This window comes from Thalassovita mediterranea, from assembly GCA_019448215.1.
GTDB lineage: Bacteria > Pseudomonadota > Alphaproteobacteria > Caulobacterales > Hyphomonadaceae > Henriciella.
Genome location: CP080408.1, coordinates 2,535,534 through 2,551,993 on the forward strand (window position 1 = coordinate 2,535,534; position 16,460 = coordinate 2,551,993).

Annotated in this window: 13 protein-coding genes and 1 tRNA gene; 13 read left to right on the plus strand and 1 reads right to left on the minus strand. The window is 61.9% G+C overall.

Going from position 1 to position 16,460, the window contains the following annotated elements:
* Positions 1–23: 23 nt before the first annotated feature.
* A complete protein-coding gene (locus KUV46_12430) occupies positions 24–467 on the minus strand; it encodes an OmpA family protein (GenBank protein ID QYJ00141.1) in 444 nt (147 codons plus the stop codon).
* 140 nt (positions 468–607) lie between these two features.
* Between KUV46_12430 and KUV46_12435 the strand changes: the two genes are divergently transcribed.
* The 13 genes from KUV46_12435 (at position 608) to gspK (ending at position 16,458) form a co-directional block, all read left to right on the plus strand.
* Positions 608–683, plus strand: a tRNA-Thr gene (locus KUV46_12435).
* 107 nt (positions 684–790) lie between these two features.
* A complete protein-coding gene (locus KUV46_12440) occupies positions 791–1,690 on the plus strand; it encodes a DUF5018 domain-containing protein (protein QYJ00142.1) in 900 nt (299 codons plus the stop codon).
* 395 nt (positions 1,691–2,085) lie between these two features.
* Positions 2,086–4,965: a hypothetical protein gene (locus tag KUV46_12445; protein ID QYJ00143.1), complete on the plus strand. Its 2,880-nt coding sequence runs from the start codon at positions 2,086–2,088 to the stop codon at positions 4,963–4,965.
* A gap of 111 nt (positions 4,966–5,076) precedes the next feature.
* Entirely contained in the window at positions 5,077–7,776 is a 2,700-nt protein-coding gene (locus tag KUV46_12450) for a TonB-dependent receptor (GenBank protein QYJ00144.1), read from the plus strand.
* Positions 7,777–7,885: 109 nt separating this feature from the next.
* Positions 7,886–8,758 carry a PDZ domain-containing protein gene (locus KUV46_12455; protein QYJ00145.1) on the plus strand — a complete coding sequence of 291 codons (873 nt, stop codon included), beginning with the start codon at positions 7,886–7,888 and terminating at the stop codon, positions 8,756–8,758.
* A 4-nt stretch (positions 8,759–8,762) separates the two neighbouring features.
* Positions 8,763–10,691: a type II secretion system secretin GspD gene (gene gspD / locus KUV46_12460; GenBank protein QYJ00146.1), complete on the plus strand. Its 1,929-nt coding sequence runs from the start codon at positions 8,763–8,765 to the stop codon at positions 10,689–10,691.
* Between the two features lie 37 nt (positions 10,692–10,728).
* Entirely contained in the window at positions 10,729–12,222 is a 1,494-nt protein-coding gene (gene gspE / locus KUV46_12465) for a type II secretion system ATPase GspE (protein ID QYJ00147.1), read from the plus strand.
* 2 nt (positions 12,223–12,224) lie between these two features.
* Positions 12,225–13,439: a type II secretion system inner membrane protein GspF gene (gspF, locus tag KUV46_12470; GenBank protein ID QYJ00148.1), complete on the plus strand. Its 1,215-nt coding sequence runs from the start codon at positions 12,225–12,227 to the stop codon at positions 13,437–13,439.
* A gap of 20 nt (positions 13,440–13,459) precedes the next feature.
* Positions 13,460–13,924, plus strand: a complete 465-nt coding sequence (gene gspG, locus KUV46_12475; protein ID QYJ00149.1) for a type II secretion system major pseudopilin GspG — start codon at positions 13,460–13,462, stop codon at positions 13,922–13,924.
* A gap of 3 nt (positions 13,925–13,927) precedes the next feature.
* Positions 13,928–14,416 carry a GspH/FimT family pseudopilin gene (locus KUV46_12480; protein ID QYJ00150.1) on the plus strand — a complete coding sequence of 163 codons (489 nt, stop codon included), beginning with the start codon at positions 13,928–13,930 and terminating at the stop codon, positions 14,414–14,416.
* Positions 14,400–14,834 (plus strand): type II secretion system minor pseudopilin GspI, encoded by a 435-nt coding sequence (gspI, locus tag KUV46_12485; GenBank protein QYJ00151.1) that lies wholly within the window; start codon positions 14,400–14,402, stop codon positions 14,832–14,834. The genes KUV46_12480 and gspI overlap by 17 nt, the downstream gene beginning before the upstream one ends.
* Positions 14,831–15,463 carry a type II secretion system minor pseudopilin GspJ gene (gene gspJ / locus KUV46_12490; GenBank protein QYJ00152.1) on the plus strand — a complete coding sequence of 211 codons (633 nt, stop codon included), beginning with the start codon at positions 14,831–14,833 and terminating at the stop codon, positions 15,461–15,463. The genes gspI and gspJ overlap by 4 nt, the downstream gene beginning before the upstream one ends.
* Positions 15,460–16,458: a type II secretion system minor pseudopilin GspK gene (gene gspK / locus KUV46_12495; GenBank protein ID QYJ00153.1), complete on the plus strand. Its 999-nt coding sequence runs from the start codon at positions 15,460–15,462 to the stop codon at positions 16,456–16,458. The genes gspJ and gspK overlap by 4 nt, the downstream gene beginning before the upstream one ends.
* Positions 16,459–16,460: the final 2 nt, after the last annotated feature.

The following is a 16,460-nucleotide window of genomic DNA, read 5'->3' on the forward strand; positions in this document are numbered from 1 at the left end:
GCCATGGTTAATGCGCGTTGCGCCTAGCTAACCCTGGCCGGAATGGTCTGAAGCTCGATGTCCACCGTTCGGGACATCACTGAGTTACCGAGATCGGTGTCGATCGCGACGTCGGAGGCGCGGATTCCCTGAGCGAGAAGCTCATTCATCACACTGTTGCGCCGGTCTTCGGCGAGGCCGACCACGGGTGCCTCGCTTGAGCTGTCGCCCGCAATGGCGGTGGCGTTGAGGCGCTGGACCGAACAGCCTGCCAGCTGCTCGCTGATCTGACCGATCGCGTCGCGCGCAAAAGGTGTGAGGGTGGCGGTGCCGGGCTCAAAATAGATTTTCAGGCGAACAAGGTCGCAGCCGGACGGCTGCGGAGCATAGTAAGGCTCTGACGGCGGCGGGGTGCGCGCCTCGTCTGCAAAGGCGGGACCGGCGGCGAGCGCGAGGCCCATCATGCAGGGCAGGATATGACGTTTCATCTCAGTGCTCCTTGCTGTAACACTGATTAGGCAACGCCTTTGCGGTGATTTGGTGCCCAAAAACGTTAAAATCCGGCGCTGCGATGACCTTGCAAAGGAATCTTGCCCCGCCCAGCGGCACGGCGTAAAGGGCAGGGGTTGCCGGTATAGCTCAGCTGGTAGAGCACCTGATTTGTAATCAGGGGGTCGGGGGTTCAAGTCCCTCTGCCGGCACCACTCTCCAACCCGTGCGTTTGTGTGTGACTGCAGTTCCTGTTGCGAAAACGTCATGTGCGGCGTTTAGGAGGCGCGGTCGACGAAATGTATTGCGTGCGGAGGATTTCATGCGGTTAGGTCTGGTGTTCGGTCTGGTATTGCTGGCCGGTTGCGGTGCGAAGGTTCCGGAGATCAAGTCACCCACCCCGGTTCTGCCCGAAGCGGAGGCGCCAACTGTCTTCACGCGGGCCTACAGCCTCACTGAATCCCCCGATGGCATGATCCGCGTCTTCGCGAAGGAGGCGCGCGACGACACCTATCTCTTCGAGATGCGCAAGCAGGCCGATGGTAGCTGGTCTGAGCCATCGAAGCTCGAGTTTCCATCGCGCAAGAAGCTGACCACGCCGTCCTTCAGTCATTCTGACGGAATGCTCTACTACGCATCTGACGAAGATATCTTCGAGCGCGGCCAGCGCGACGCCAACATCTGGCGCGTGGCGCCAGGCGAAGACGGCTGGGGTGAACCTGAACCGCTTCCCGCTTCCGTCAATTCCGGCGCTGATCAGCTGAACCCTGCAATGGATAGCCAGGGTCGGCTCTATTTCACTGACAATGGCTATGACAGCAAAGGCAGCCACGACATGTTCGAGGCGAGCTTTGACGAGTCGGCAGGCGAATGGACCGTCTCTGCCATGCCTGACGCCTTCAACACGTTCCGGGCCGAGGCTCACCTCGCCGTTACCCCTGATGGCGGGCGTATCTTCTTCTATAGTGCGCGCACGCCGAAGCTCGGCAGTGTCGACATCTGGACGGCCGAGCGCGGCGCCGATGGGGTTTGGGGTGCGCCGCAAAATCTTGGTGAGCCGGTGAATACGCCCGGCATCGATTTCGGCGCCGGAATGTCGGGGGACGGATCAATCCTGTTTTTCTCTCGTGAGGGAGAGCTGATGATGATCTCACTAGATGCCGCGCTTGCGGGCGTCGGGACGGTTGAAGGCGGCGCGCCTTCAACGGATGCTGCAGATTAGCGCCGCGCCCGAAAGTCTCCCCCGTTCCAGAGCCAAATCTGTGGACAATCCAGACTGGGCCGCCTCGTGCGGCCCTTTTTGTTATGTGGGTAAAGAGATTTTGAAGTGCTTGCGGACGTCGCTTGGCGACATGGGTAGTCGAGATAAAGCCCCGAGCGCCTGCTTTTCGATAGGTATTCTATCGAAGCAAGAGCGAGCGTGTTCGAATATGAGCGAATACATGAGTATTCTGTATTTATTCGTGTGTGTCACGTCCGTGACAGTCGTGTGAAGCTTTTGTGATGTCGCATTACTGTCTTTGAGGTGTGTCATAGCGCCCCCGAGATCGGGAGTCGGCAGGGGCTGAGTTTCCGATCCACGTGATTGAACTCAGTTAACCCTGAAGGGGGCTTCTTATGAAAAAGGCGAACACCTTGCGTCTGGCTTTCACGACGAGCGTTCTCGCGCTCGCCGTTGCGGCCTGTTCGGACACCAGCATTTCTTCACCTGGCGCTCCGGCCGTTCCTCCACCACCTCCGCCGCCAACTTCGCCGCCCCCACCACCTCCGCCATCTTCCACCATCCAGCTTGTTCCAGCTGCTGGCTGCCCGACCGGCACGACTTCAATCACGCTGCCAGCGATCGCCTCTGAGGGCTTCTCCAGCATGGACGTGTGCGCCATTGGCGACGCAGCTGGCTCGAACACCACGATCACCCAGGATGTGAACATCCCGGCCGGCGTCGCTGTCGCTATCCGCGGCGCTGTGTTCATCGGTGAAGACGGTGGCACCTCTGCAACCCTGACCATCGGTGAAGGCGCGCGCCTCTTCGGTGCTGCTGTCGACGGCACGGGCGACGGCTCCGACGACTACATCGTCATCAACCGTGGTTCGCAGATCGATGTGAACGGCACAGAGACCGGCGTCGTCCGCATGACGGCCCGCGCGGCCATCAACGATGAGGAAGTCGGCTCCAGCCTGATCGACAATTCGACCAACGCACAGTGGGGTGGCCTGATCATCAACGGTTCTGCGCCGATCAACGCCTGTATCGACTCCACCGCGACCGGTGGCACGGCAAGCTGTGAGAAGTCTGGCGAAGGCGCTTCGGGCCTCTTCGGCGGCGCTGACGCCGACGACGACTCCGGTGAGATCAACTATCTCAGCGTCGAGTTCGCAGGCGCACGCCTGACCAATGAAGACGAGCTCAACGGCATTGCCTTCCAAGGTGTTGGCAACGCAACCGAAGTCTCCCACGTCCAGGTCCACAACAACCTCGATGACGGCATCGAATGGTTCGGTGGCACCGTGAACGCACGCTACGTCGTAGTGACGGGCGCTGGCGACGATTCGCTGGACTGGACCGATGGCTGGCAGGGCAACCTGCAATACGCGGTCGTCTACTCTGACGTGCCATCTTCTGGCGACCCGCGCGGCATCGAGGCCGACAACCGCGACGGCGACAATGACAAGACGCCATTCTCGGCGCCGAACCTGTCAAACTTCACGCTCATCGGCACCCAGGGCAATCAGGCAGGTATCCTGCTTCGCCGTGGTACCCGCGGTACCGTGGTCAACGGCATCGTTTCGGGCGGCTTCACGCCAGGCCTCGATATCGATAGCGGCCAGACTTACACCAACCTGAACGATGGCACGCTGACCGTTGCTTCGCTCTTCATTGATGCAGCCCAGACGCTCGCAACCGATAGCGATGACGGCCCGCTGCCAGCATACGCTGCAGCCAACAATATCCGTGGCGGCGAGAACTCCCTGCAGAACCGGTTCTTCCCGGGCACGCAGGAGCAGAACGTTCCGCGTTCGAACGCGCTGAATGGCAATGCCTTCTTCGACAACGTCAACTATGTCGGCGCGTTTTCTGCCAATGAGACGGTCTCCAACAACTGGGCGAATTTCGCCAAGACCGGCACGCTGTTCGCGCCAGTTGGTTGCCCGACCGGCACGACTGAGAGTGGCACGCTTGACGGCAAGACGCTCTGTCTGGTCCCGGGCGGTAACCTGACCTCGAACCTCACCCTCTCCAATGGCGACCAGCTCATCTATGAGCTCGACGGTGTTGTGGGTGTCGGTGTCGACCTTGGTCCAGACCCTGCTTCGCCAGTGCCGGGCGGCGTCTCCGCAACGCTCACCATCGAGCCGGGTGTTACGGTTGTCGGTGCTGACGCCGACGCGTACCTCATCGTTCGCCGCGGTTCGCGCCTTGTGACCAACGGCACGGCAAACGCGCCTGTGGTGTTCACCGCGAAGAGCGCGATTGAAAACCCATCCACGATCGAAGCGTCCACCAAGGGTATCTGGGGCGGTATCGTCATCAATGGCCGCGCGCCGATCAACGCCTGTATCGACGCTGGCGCAACCGGCGGCACGGTCAGCTGTGAGAAGTCCGGTGAAGGTGCCTCTGGCCTCTTCGGCGGCGCCACCGCAAACGATGACAGCGGCCGTCTTCGCTACACCCGCGTCCAGTATGCCGGTACCCGCCTCACCAATGAAGACGAGCTCAACGGCATCGCCTTCCAGGGCGTCGGCAGCGGCACGGAAGTCAGCTATGTTCAGGTTGCCAACAACCTTGACGATGGCATCGAATGGTTCGGCGGCACGGTCTCTGCTGACCACGTGGTCGTGACCGGTGTCGGCGACGACTCCCTCGACTGGACCGATGGCTGGACGGGCTCCGTGCAGTACGCGATCGTCTATCCGGGCGTCTCGCCAGACATGTCGGGTGACCCGCGCGGCATCGAAGCTGACAACCGTGACGGCGACAATGACAAGACGCCATTCTCGGCGCCGAACCTGTCGAACTTCACGCTGATCAATTCCGGTGACGCAGCCACCCAGCAGGGTGTCCTCCTTCGCCGGGGTACGCGCGGCGTGATCGCTAACGGCATCATCGCTGACTGGTCAGTTGGCCTCGATGTCGACAGCTCACAGACCTACACCAACTTCGGTGACGGTACGCTGCGCATCAAGTCGCTCTTCCTCGACAATGCCGAGAACTTCGCGACCGATAGCGACCGCCCAGGTGGCACGAACGAAGGCACGCCTGCTTTCGCAGCTGGCGACAACATCGTCACCGGCACCAACAGCCTCAGCGGCTTCACCTTCGTGCCGAACGCAACCGGTGTCGTGCCGGGCAGCGCAGAGCTTGGTGTGACGCCGTTCGCAGTCGGCGGGATCGGCAACCTCCAGACCACCACGCACATCGGTGCCGTTGCGAACGCAAACGACACCTGGTTCCGCGGCTGGACGGTCGACATCACGGGTGCCGAAACCACCAACTAGGTTCAATCCAAAGTTCGGGGCAGGGCAGTTTTCCTTCAAAAAGGGCTGCCCTGCCTCATCACATTCTGTCGCACATTCGAGAGGGGAGCCTCTCAGCCCGAGGGGGAAGTCATGAATAAACCCGCTAATTACCTGCGCTTCGCACTGCTGGCCGGTGCTTCCGCAGCGTGTCTCGCTTCCGTTTCGGTCGCGCAGGACACCACCGCCCAGGACACGACTGCAAACGAAGAGTCCGCTGAAGAGCTTCGCCAGCAAAGCGTCGTCGTTCGCGGCCAGTTCATTCCGGATGAGAAGCGCTCGACCTCTGAGGTGTCGAGCCTCATCGACGCCGGCGATTTTCAGGTGACCGGTGATAGCGACGCAGCCGCAGCGCTTGCGCGTGTCGCAGGTATCTCAACCGCGCAGGACCGCTTCGTCTATGTTCGCGGTCTCAATGAGCGCTATTCCAGCGCCACGCTGAACGGCTCACCTCTGCCGAGCCCTGAGCCGCTGCGCCGCGTGGCTCCGCTCGATCTCTTCCCGACCTCTGTGCTCGAAAGCATCCTGGTCCAGAAAACATTCTCGCCGCAGCTGCCGGGTGAATTTGGCGGCGGTCTCGTCGACATCCGCACCAAGGCGGTTCCGGACGAAGCTTTCTTCGAGATCTCTGCTTCGGTGTCCGGTGACACTGAAACAACCTTCCAGGACGGTCTTCTCTATGATGGCACCGACCAGGACTTCCTCGGCCTCTCCGGATCCGAGCGCGACATGCCGACCATTCCGGAAACCGGCGTCGATGCAGATTTCGCCCGCGCCCTGACGGACAATTCAAGCCTCCTTATCATTCAGGAAGGCACGGTTCCGGCTGATGTCGGTTTCAGCCTGTCTGGCGGTAACCGCTATGACCTGAACCAGGACATCTCCATGGGTGTTCTCGTGGCAGCGTCCTACTCGAATGCATGGCGCACGCGCCAGGGCACGCGCGGCTTTGCCGACAGCGCAGGCACCGGCCTTTCCGAGCGTTTCAACTATGACTTCTATTCGACGGAAAACTCCGTCGATGTGAACGGGTTCGCAACGATCGGCTTTGACCTATACGACAATCACGAGGTCAAGGGCACGGCGCTCATCGTGCGGTCGTCAGACAAGGAAGCACGCACCGTTCAGGGCGTCGACTTCGACGACAACTTTGAGCGCGATGATGCGATCGAATGGTTCGAGCGCCAGCTCTGGACCACGCAGCTCGCCGGTGAGCACTACTTCCCGGGCCTCATGGACCTGAAAGTCGAGTGGCGCGCGTCCTATTCCGAAGCGCTTCGCGATGCGCCGTACCAGTTCAACATCCTGTATCAGGATTCCGGCAACGGCCTGCAGACCCTGTCGAACGCAGCTGACACGACCTTCGGCTTCAGCCGCATCGATGACAGCTCACGCGACCTTGGTATCGACTTCGAGCTTCCGCTGACCTTTGGCGGCAGCGATTGTAACTTCTTCTGCGAAACCGACCTTCGCGCCGGCTATGCCTATGTCGAGAATGACCGGACCGCGACCTCGCGCCTGTTCGCGATCGAAGGCCTGCCAACCTCCAGCACGCGTATCGATTACCTGTTCAATGCGCTCGCAGGCACAGGCGAACTTGATGTCAGCTCCATCGGCGGCTCCGCCTTCCCGGAGCGCTATCAGGCAACGCTTGAAGTCGATGCCGGCTATGTCGGTCTCGACACGCAGATCACGCCGTACGTGCGCGGCGCTATCGGTGCCCGTTATGAGCGCGCGATTGAGGTCGTCGACACGCTGGTCATCGGTGCAGATCCATCAACCAACTTCGTTGAGGCCTGTATCGAACGCCAGCCCGACAGCAGCTGTGAGCACACCGAAGACGTGCTGCCGGCGGCAACCATTACCTGGAACCCGTTTGATGACCTTCAGGTCCGCGCTGGTTATTCCGAAACGCTGACTCGCCCGCAATTTCGCGAGCTGGCACCGACGGAATTCCTCAACACTGAAACCGATGTGAACTTCCTCGGTAACCCGTTCCTCGTGAACGCCGAAATCAAGAACTATGACATTCGCGGCGAATACTATTTCGGCAGGGACCAGTTCCTGACGCTCGGCGTCTTCTACAAGGACATGACGCGCCCGATCGAGGAGATCAACCAGCGCACCGGTGACACGCCGAAGACGACCTTTATCAACGTGCCAAGTGCAGAGCTCTACGGCGCCGAGATCGAGTATGAGCAGCGCCTGCCGCTGTTCGACCAGTTCGGCTGGGACTTCTTCCGCGACCGCGACCTGACGGTGAAGGCCAACTACACCTGGTCTGACTCCGAAGTGTCGGCTGGCCGCAACCCGAACGACCTCGGCCTGACCAGCGCAGAGTTCTGTGCCCGGTTCGAAGATGAGTGCGTTGTCACCAACCAGCAGCCGCTTGACCCGGAGCCGTTCCTGCTGCCGGGCGCCGGCCTCATTGAGGATGGCCGCCAGCTTCAGGGCCAGTCAGAGCATCTCGCCAACTTCCAGCTCATCTATGAAGATGTCGACGCAATGCGTGAAGTCAGCCTTCTGGTGAACTATGCAAGTGAGCGGATCCGTTCTGGCGAGGCGCTTGCGCTCAACATTCCGGCGATCATCGAAGAGCCGCCGGTCACCGTCGATATCGTCTGGAACCAGGGCTTCATGGCCTGGGGCGGTGAGTATGAGTTCTCGGTCAAGGTCGAGAACCTGTTCGGCGACTCCTATGAAGCCTACCAGACCGCTGGCGGCGACCGCGTGGATGTCGATGTCTATGACCTCGGCACGTCCATCGGCTTTGGCCTGAAGCGCCGCTTCTAGACTGTACGTGTGAGCTGCGCAGCACCCGCGCAGGCTTTCAACACGTACCAGTTGAGATATACGGGAACGGGGGCAGGTTGATCCTGCCCCCGGACCATTGAGGGATGGTATGGATTTACAGGGACGATTTTCGCTGCCGGACAATGCCGGACGCCTGCTCGATGGCGTGCGCACCGTGCTGCAATTCGTCCTCGTCATCGTGATGGCCATGCTGGTCGCGCGCATTGGCTGGCTGCTCATAGCGCCATCGGATGCGGTGTCGTCGCTGACGGTGCGGCCGCTGCCCGCGCCGATCCAGCAGGTGACGCGGTCCAATGTTCGCGGCGATCTTTCCCTTCTGATGACAACCAACCCGTTCGTCTCATCCGGCCGCGCGCCAAGCGCCGTGCCAGACGCGCCAGAGACGACGCTGAACCTCAAGTTAGCAGCCATCTTCATGTCGACCGACCCGGCTGCGGATTCGGCGACGATCGTGACGCCCGACAATCGCTCCCAGCGCTTCCAGCCGGGCGATGAGATCATTCCGGGCACAGAACTTGTGCGAGTCCTCAGCGACCGGGTCATCATCTCGCGCAATGGCACTGATGAGACACTCATGCGCGGTGGCCGCGAAGCAGGCCTGTCCGTCATTGGCGATGCCGCTGAAGTTGCCGGAGAGCCTTCCACGACGGTTGCCGCGCGTACCCCCTTGTTTGAACCGGGCGTCAGTGCGCGGACACTGCTCGCCAGCCTCAATCCGGCCGCGGACATGTCCAATGGCGTGGTCGAGGCCTTCGTCCTGCAGCCGCGCAATAGCCCGGACCTCATGCAACAGGCCGGGCTCCAGCCGGGCGACCGCCTGATCCGTATTAACCAGAAACCTGTCCGCGACCTCGACACTGCAGCCCTCGCTGCGGAATTGAGTTCGGCGCAGACTGTCAGTGTGACAGTGTTGCGGGGCGGGGCGACACAAGATCTCGACATTCGTTTCGAGGAGGGATGACGTCATGAAGAAACTCCTCGCGGCCATTGCCGTGCTCGGGCTCGGCGTGCAGCTGATGCCAGCAGACGCGCAGGGCGGGCGCCACGTGCTAAGCCTTGATGATGTCGAGATCACCGCGCTGATCGACGATGTCGCGACGATCACCGGCTACACCTTCATCCTGCACCCGGATGTCGGGCGCACGCGTGTGACCGTCCTGTCGCAAACCCCGATGACGACGAACGAGGTGTTCGAGGTTTTCCTCTCCACCCTGCGCGTCAATGGCTTTGCAGCCATTCCGGCGGGGCGCGGCGTCTACCGCGTGGTGCCAGAGGCGCTTGCGGTTGGTGAGGCAGGTGGTCCGGCGAGCGGGCCCAACGCTTTCGTTACGCAGGTCTTCTCTCTCGACAGTTTTGGCGCCGTTGAAGTGGCGCAGATGCTGAAACCGATCATCGACGCGCAAGGCCAGGTGGTCGCGAATGCGCGGTCCAACTCTGTCGTGGTCGTCGATTATGCCTCGAACATGCCGCGCATCCGTGAAGTCATTCAGTCGCTCGACAGCGCTGACCGGTCAGAGCTGCGGACCATATCCCTGAAAAGTGTCCCCGCGCGTGAGATGGAGACGATCCTCGTCAATCTTCTCGGCACGCAGGACGGTAATGTCCGCGAGAACTTTGAAGTGACGGCCTCGCAGACCAGCAACTCGGTCATCATCCGCGGCGACGCACCGACGGTCGCACGCGCCGTACAGGTCGCAACAGAACTCGACGCCGCAGAGCCGACGCGTGACAATATCCGTGTCATTTCTCTCAACAATGCGACCGCGGAAGAGATCGCGCCCGTTCTGGAATCGCTTGCCGCGACGATGGCAGACCAGCGTGGCCCGGCAGAGAATGCGGCCCCACCGGCAACGATCGCTGCGCATATAGAGTCGAACTCCCTCGTTATCAGCGCAACGCCGGACACGCTTCTGGCGATGGAGCGCGTTGTTGATGCGCTCGATCAGCGCCGCGCGCAGGTCCTTGTTGAGGCGATCATTGTCGAGATGTCGGACGACACCGCCCGCGAACTTGGTGTGCAGTTCCTGCTGTCCGGCACGGGCGACAGCTCCACGCCGTTTGCCTCGACGAATTTCTCCCGCTCCGCGCCGAACCTGCTGGCGCTGGCGGGTGCGATCATCGACCCTGATATTGGCGGCGGCGACGGCGGCAACCAGTTCACCAATGCGGCGATCAATTCGCTGCTGGGCGTCAATGGCAGCGTTCTCGGCATCGGCGGGCAGGATGGCGACACGCTGTTTGGCGCAATCATCAATGCGGTTGAGCAGGACACAAATTCGCGTGTTCTTTCAAAGCCCTTCAACATGACCCTTGATAATGGGACGTCATCGCTCCTCGTCGGTCAGGACGTGCCGCTGACCTCTGGTGAAGTTCTGGGCAATGACAATTCCAACCCGTTCCGCACCGTCCAGCGAGAGCAGGTTGGCGTAAAACTCGAAGTCACGCCGCGCATCTCTTCCGACAGTACAATCCGTCTCGATATCTATCAGGAAGTCTCCAGCGTCGATGATTTCATCGGCGGCGGCTTTTCCCCCGACATCATTCTGAACACGCGCGAGTTCCGCACCAGCCTTCTGGCCGATGACGGTGAGATCATCGTGCTTGGCGGCCTGATCGAGCAGACGGACTCTACGGTCAATTCCAAGGTGCCATTCCTCGGCGACATTCCGGTTGCCGGGAACCTGTTCAAGTCTGAAGGGCGCTCCAATACCCGCACCAATCTGATGATCTTCATCAAGCCGACCATCGTGCGCAGCCGGGGCGACGCCCAGACCGTCACCGCGCGCAATTACAATTACATCCGCGCGCAGGAGCTGCTGCGGGCGCAGGAGGGCGAGATCACCCTCGATACCTTCCTTGATGAAGTGCTCGGGCCCCCAGAGACGAGCGAATAGACCGGCGGCAGGCTTGCTGCCTGCAGATTGAGTAGAGATGAGCGAGACATCGACCGAAACCCGAAGCCTGACCTATGCCTTTGCAAAGGACAAAGGCCTCGTGGTCATGGGCGAAGAGGACGGCGCGATCAGCCTCGGCGTGCGGGCGGGCGTAGACCCGATGGCCATCATCGAAGCGCGCCGGGCGCTCGGCCGTCCGCTGCGTTTCACCTCGCTCGATGCAGGGCGTTTCGAGCGCGAGCTCTCAGAAGCCTATGCCCGCAGCGCTATCGAGAATGAGGAAGCCGACGCCATGGACAGCCATGGCGATCTCCATTCCCTGATCGATGATATTCCACAGACGGCGGACCTGCTCGACGGCGATGATGACGCGCCGGTCGTGCGCCTGATCAACGGTCTCATCTATGAAGCCGTCAAACGCCGTGCGTCGGACGTCCATATTGAGCCGCACGAGGACAATCTTTCGGTCCGCTACCGCATCGATGGTGTCCTGCAGGAAGTTCTGACCCCGTCGCGCAAACTAGCCGCGCCGCTGACCAGCCGCGTGAAAGTCATGGCCCGTCTCGACATCGCAGAGAAACGCATCCCGCAGGATGGCCGTATCTCGCTTTCCATTGGTGGGCGGTCCATCGACGTGCGCGTCTCAACGCTTCCATCGCGCTATGGCGAGCGGGTGACGATGCGCCTTCTCGATACGCGCAACGCACTGTTGGGCCTCGATGAGCTTGGCATGGATCCGGAGACGCTCGCCCGCTTCAGAACGGTCCTTGCCCAGCCAAACGGCATCACGCTCGTCACCGGGCCGACCGGCTCCGGCAAGACGAGCACGCTCTATTCGGCGCTGTCGGTCCTGAATAATGGCCAGCGCAATGTCATGACGCTGGAAGACCCGATCGAGTACGGCCTCGAAGGCATCAGCCAGACGCAGATGCACCACAAGGTCGGTCTGACCTTTGCCGCGACGCTACGCGCAATCCTTCGCCACGACCCAGATGTCGTCATGGTAGGGGAGGTTCGCGACCTCGAGACGGCCAAGGTCGCGTTCGAGTTCTCGTCCACGGGCCGTCCGGTCCTCTCGACTGTGCACACCAACTCGTCGGTGGGCGCGATCCAGCGCCTGCGCGATATGGGGATCGAGCCCTATGTGCTCGCCGCCACGATGCGCGCCGTCCTGGCCCAGCGCCTCGTCCGCAAGCTGTGCGATACCTGCAAGACCCCGCATGAGGCGACGCCCGAAGAAAAGGCGATGTTCGCGATCCCGGCAGACGAGGCGCACACTTTCTACCGTCCGAGCGGCTGCATGGCTTGCGCCCAAACGGGCTATCAGGGGCGTCTCGGTGTCTACGAACTCCTGCTGGTTGATCAGGAGATGCGCCGCCTCATCCGCGAGGACGTGTCCGAGGACGAGCTGGAAGCGCGTGCCTTCGCTGACCATGACACGCTGTTCCGCAATGCGGCGCGTTATGTCACGACCGGCCAGACCAGCGTTGAGGAAGTCCTGCGGGTCTGCCGCAAGGATGAGGACGCCTGATCATGGCTGTCTTTGACTATCAGGCGATCGGAACGGACGGGAAGAAGACGCGCGGCGTCATTACCGCCGACTCGGCGCGCGCGGCCCGCAAGGAACTGCGGCTGCGCCAGCTCTCTCCGCTCTCGATTGCTGAAAGCCGGAAGGTCCGTGAAGGCACGTCAGCGACGGGCCATGACCAGAAACTCGCAGGTAGTGACCTTGTCATCGCGACGCGCCAGCTGGCGCTTCTGGTCAAAGCGGGAACGCCAGTTGAGGAAGCCATCGGCTCCGTCGCGGCGGAGGCTGAAAAGCCCGCCACGCGCAAGGTCTTCCTCGGCGTACGCTCCTCCATCACCGATGGTCATTCTGTGCCCGAAGCGTTGAACACCGCGCCGAAAGCCTTTCCGCCTTTCTACCGCGCTGTCGTGTCGGCAGGGCAGTCGTCAGGCCGGCTGGACGAGGTGCTGGAGCGTCTTGCCGTCCACCTCGAAAAGTCGCGCAAGATGCGCAACAAGATCCTGTCGGCGCTGATCTATCCCATTGTTCTCGGTGTCATCGCGCTGATCGTCGTGACGCTTCTCATGGTCTTCGTCGTTCCCGCCATCGTCGAGCAGTTCGACACGCTGGGGCAGGACCTTCCCTGGCTCACCGAAGCCGTCATTGGCGTCTCGAATTTTCTCCGCCAGTGGGGGATCGTCGTTCTTCTCCTTCTCATTGCTGGCGTGTGGGGCCTGCGGCGCCTCTTTCGTCAGCCAAATGTGGCTGAAGCACGTGACCGGTTCATTCTGTCTCTGCCCATCATCGGGCGGCTGTCGCGCGGCGTCTCCGCCGCTGCTTTCGCACGCACATTCGCGACGCTTTCTGCGTCTGGTTCGCCGGTGCCAGATTGCCTGAGCGCAGCGCGCGGCGCGATGTCGAACGCCGTGTTCCGGAAAGCAACCTTGTCAGTAAGACGCCGCGTAGAGGAGGGCACCGGCCTTGCCCGCGCCATGCGCGCCGAGCGCGTCTTCCCGCCAATCCTCCTACACATGGTCGCGAGCGGCGAACGCGGCGGCGACCTTGCCGGCATGATGGAACGCGCGGCCGACTATCTTGAGGATGAGTTCGACAACGCCTCGACCGTCGCACTCGGCCTGCTGGAGCCGATCATGATCGTGATCCTGGCGGGCATCGTCGCGCTGATCGTCCTCTCCATCATGCTGCCCATTCTTCAGATCAACCAGCTGGCCATCGGCTAGCGCCAACGGAGACAAAACTCATGTTCGCGAGAAAACACCGTCAGGCACGCTCAAAGCCAAAATCGAAAGAAGCTGGCTTCACACTGACCGAGATCATGGTCGTCGTCTTCATCATCGGCCTTCTGTCGACCGTTGTCCTGATCAATGTGCTCGGCGCCCGCACCGACGCGCAGGTGAAGACCGCGCGTACCAATATCACGGCGCTCACTAATGCGCTCGAGCAGTACAGCCTCGACATGTACGACTATCCGACCCAGCAGCAGGGCCTCGATGCCCTGGTGAACGAGCCGGACGGGGCGAGCGCTGCGGGCACTTACCGCACTGGTGGGTACGTCAATTCCATCCCGCTCGACCCATGGGGCCGCCCATTTGTCTATGAGCGCCCCGGCGACAAGTCTGGCCGTGCCTATGACCTCTATTCGCTCGGCGCGGATGGCCAGGAAGGCGGCGAAGACGAGAACGCAGACATCGGAAACTGGAGCTAGCGCTTGCTGGCACCGCGCGCTCACCTGATCCGGCGCGATGCCGGGATGACGCTGGTCGAAGTGATGATGGTGATCTTCATCATCGGCCTTGCGACCACTGTCGCGGTCATGACACTACCGCCGCGTGAGCGGCCAGAGGCACGTGTGCTGCGCGAGGTTGAAGCCGCGCTGATGCAGGCGCAGGACCGCGCCGTCCTGACGGGCGAAGTGATCGGACTGCAACAGACCGAAACTGGCTTCGAACTGCTCAGCTGGACGGGCGAAGAATGGCTTCCTCTTCAGGGCGGCGCACTTCGTTTGCCCGAGGGTGTCGCTGTCGAAATCCTGCCGCCTGAGGACCAGCGCAGGGCAGGGCAAGCTGCGCCGGAACGTATCGTCTTCAATCCGCTAGGACGTGCTGAACCGGTTACGCTCGGCGTCAGCTGGCAGGGCTGGTCGGAGCGTGTCGAGCTCAACCCTGACGGAGAGGTCGCCAATGACGCGGACCTCTAAATTCCAAACAAAGCGCCAGCAGGGCTTCAGCCTTGTCGAGACGGTTGCCGCGCTCGGTATCCTGTCGCTGGCTGCGATCCCGCTGATGCAGCTTGCCACGAACGCCGTCCAGAACACTGGCCGCCTCGAGGCGCGCCTGCTTGCCCGCACGACCGCAGAGAACGCACTCACGCGTGCGGTCTCAAGCCGTGAACCGATAGAGCTTGGCCTGTCAGAGGGCACCGAAGTGCAGATGGGGCGGCCTTTTGAATGGGACCTTATCGTCTATCCGACAGACCGCCAGACGCTGTTCCGCTTTGAGGTGAATGTGCGCGAGGAAGGGCGCGAGCAAGTCCTCGCCCGGCTCATGACGTTGAAGGCTGTTCCGGCGCAGGTAACGACCCCGGATACACCGGAAGACGAGGGGGGCGAGGAATGACCCAACGCCTCACATCCTCTCAGTCAGGCTTCACGCTGGTCGAAACGCTGGTGGCGCTGCTGATCCTCTCCATCATGGCGGTGGCGGGGGGCAGCATGCTGCTCGGCGCGACGAGCGCGGGCAAACAGGTCCGTGAGCGCGAAGCCTATATCCGCTCGCTCGACATGGCGCAGGCCTATATCCGCGGTGACCTTGAGGCGGCGACACCACGCGCGGCCGAGAGCGCAAGCGGCCGAGGTGGGCCGATGGGGCTTACAGGCGGCGAAACCTCGCAGACGGACGCGCTGATCAGCTTTGTCCGCAATGGCTGGATCAATCCGGAGCAGGCAGAGGCGCGCTCTGGCCTTCAATACATCCGCTACGAGCTGACCCCCGATGGCGAGCTTGTCCGTATCGCGGCGCTGCGGCCAGACCCGATTGAGGCAACGCCGACCGCCCGGCAGGTCCTGCTGACGGGTATTGAGACTGTGAACCTCACCTTCTGGCGCGGTGATGAGATGTCGCTATATTGGGAAAGCGCGGCAGGCGGCGCCAGCACAGGGCTTCCGGACCGGATCGACATGGAAATCCGCTTCGATGACCAGAGGACCCTCCTCATTTCCAGCCTCGCGGGCGGGGTGGGTACATGAACCACCACGCAAGGAAATCCGAAGAGGGCGTGGCCCTTGTCACCGTGCTGATGATCGTCGCGGCCATGTCTGCCGTGGCCGTGACGCTCAGCGCCGCCGTCATGTCGGCAACGACCCGAGCGCGCACCATCGACGCCGCCAGTCAGGCCGACTGGCTCGCGCTAGCCTCTGAGGAGGTCGGCCGTGCCCTGATCGAGGAGATGTTTACTGCCAGCGAAGGACACCTGTCCGCCGACATGCCGGGCTTTGCCGAGCCTGTGCGCTTTCCAATAGAGGGCGGCGAAATCACGATGCGCGCCAGCGACGGCGGCAATTGCTTCAATATAAACCGTCTCGGCACGGCTGCGGCACGCCCAGATGACGACGCCATAGGTGTGAGCGGCCCGAATGCCCCAGAGGACTATGAAAGCCTGCTGGAGCTTGCCGAGGTCGATGACCCAAATCTTACGGGCCTCGTCTACAGCGCGGCCGACTGGATCGATGCAGACCAGTCACCCGGGCTGAACGGGGCGGAGAATGCCTATTATGCCTCGCCGGGCCTCCAATACCGCACGCCGGGCACCCCGATGATCGACGTGTCAGAGCTTCGCGCCGTGCGCTACTACACGCCGGACGTGATGGAGACGCTGGAGCCGCTGGTCTGCGCGCTGCCGGGCACGGATGAGCCATCATTCAACATCAACACGCTGACCGGTGAACAGGCGCCGCTCCTGTCGCTGGCCTTCTCTGGTGCGCTGAGCGTCGAGGCGGCGAGAGACCTCATCTTCCAGCGGCCCGTCGGCGGCTGGCCGGACGTCGAGGCCTTTCTCGCTGAACCGGCTGTCCAGCAAATCTCGCCAGAGCTCCGGCGCAGCGACATGCTGTCGGTTCAATCTGAATATGTCCGCGTAGACGCCGCGATCGACTTTGCAGGCACGGGCCGCACAGTGGAAATCATGTATCGCCGTGATGGCGCCCAGCGTATCGAGACGATATGGCGGGAGCGTAAAGGATAGAT

What these genes read in the sequence shown, in the direction of transcription:
- gspJ (QYJ00152.1), top strand. Translation starts at nt 14,831, where the DNA reads ATGACCCAACGCCTCACATCCTCTCAGTCAGGCTTCACGCTGGTCGAA.
- KUV46_12445 (QYJ00143.1), top strand. Translation starts at nt 2,086, where the DNA reads ATGAAAAAGGCGAACACCTTGCGTCTGGCTTTCACGACGAGCGTTCTC.
- gspI (QYJ00151.1), top strand. Translation starts at nt 14,400, where the DNA reads ATGACGCGGACCTCTAAATTCCAAACAAAGCGCCAGCAGGGCTTCAGC.
- gspF (QYJ00148.1), top strand. Translation starts at nt 12,225, where the DNA reads ATGGCTGTCTTTGACTATCAGGCGATCGGAACGGACGGGAAGAAGACG.
- KUV46_12455 (QYJ00145.1), top strand. Translation starts at nt 7,886, where the DNA reads ATGGATTTACAGGGACGATTTTCGCTGCCGGACAATGCCGGACGCCTG.
- gspD (QYJ00146.1), top strand. Translation starts at nt 8,763, where the DNA reads ATGAAGAAACTCCTCGCGGCCATTGCCGTGCTCGGGCTCGGCGTGCAG.
- KUV46_12450 (QYJ00144.1), top strand. Translation starts at nt 5,077, where the DNA reads ATGAATAAACCCGCTAATTACCTGCGCTTCGCACTGCTGGCCGGTGCT.
- KUV46_12430 (QYJ00141.1), bottom strand. Translation starts at nt 467, where the DNA reads ATGAAACGTCATATCCTGCCCTGCATGATGGGCCTCGCGCTCGCCGCC.
- gspE (QYJ00147.1), top strand. Translation starts at nt 10,729, where the DNA reads ATGAGCGAGACATCGACCGAAACCCGAAGCCTGACCTATGCCTTTGCA.
- gspG (QYJ00149.1), top strand. Translation starts at nt 13,460, where the DNA reads ATGTTCGCGAGAAAACACCGTCAGGCACGCTCAAAGCCAAAATCGAAA.
- KUV46_12440 (QYJ00142.1), top strand. Translation starts at nt 791, where the DNA reads ATGCGGTTAGGTCTGGTGTTCGGTCTGGTATTGCTGGCCGGTTGCGGT.
- gspK (QYJ00153.1), top strand. Translation starts at nt 15,460, where the DNA reads ATGAACCACCACGCAAGGAAATCCGAAGAGGGCGTGGCCCTTGTCACC.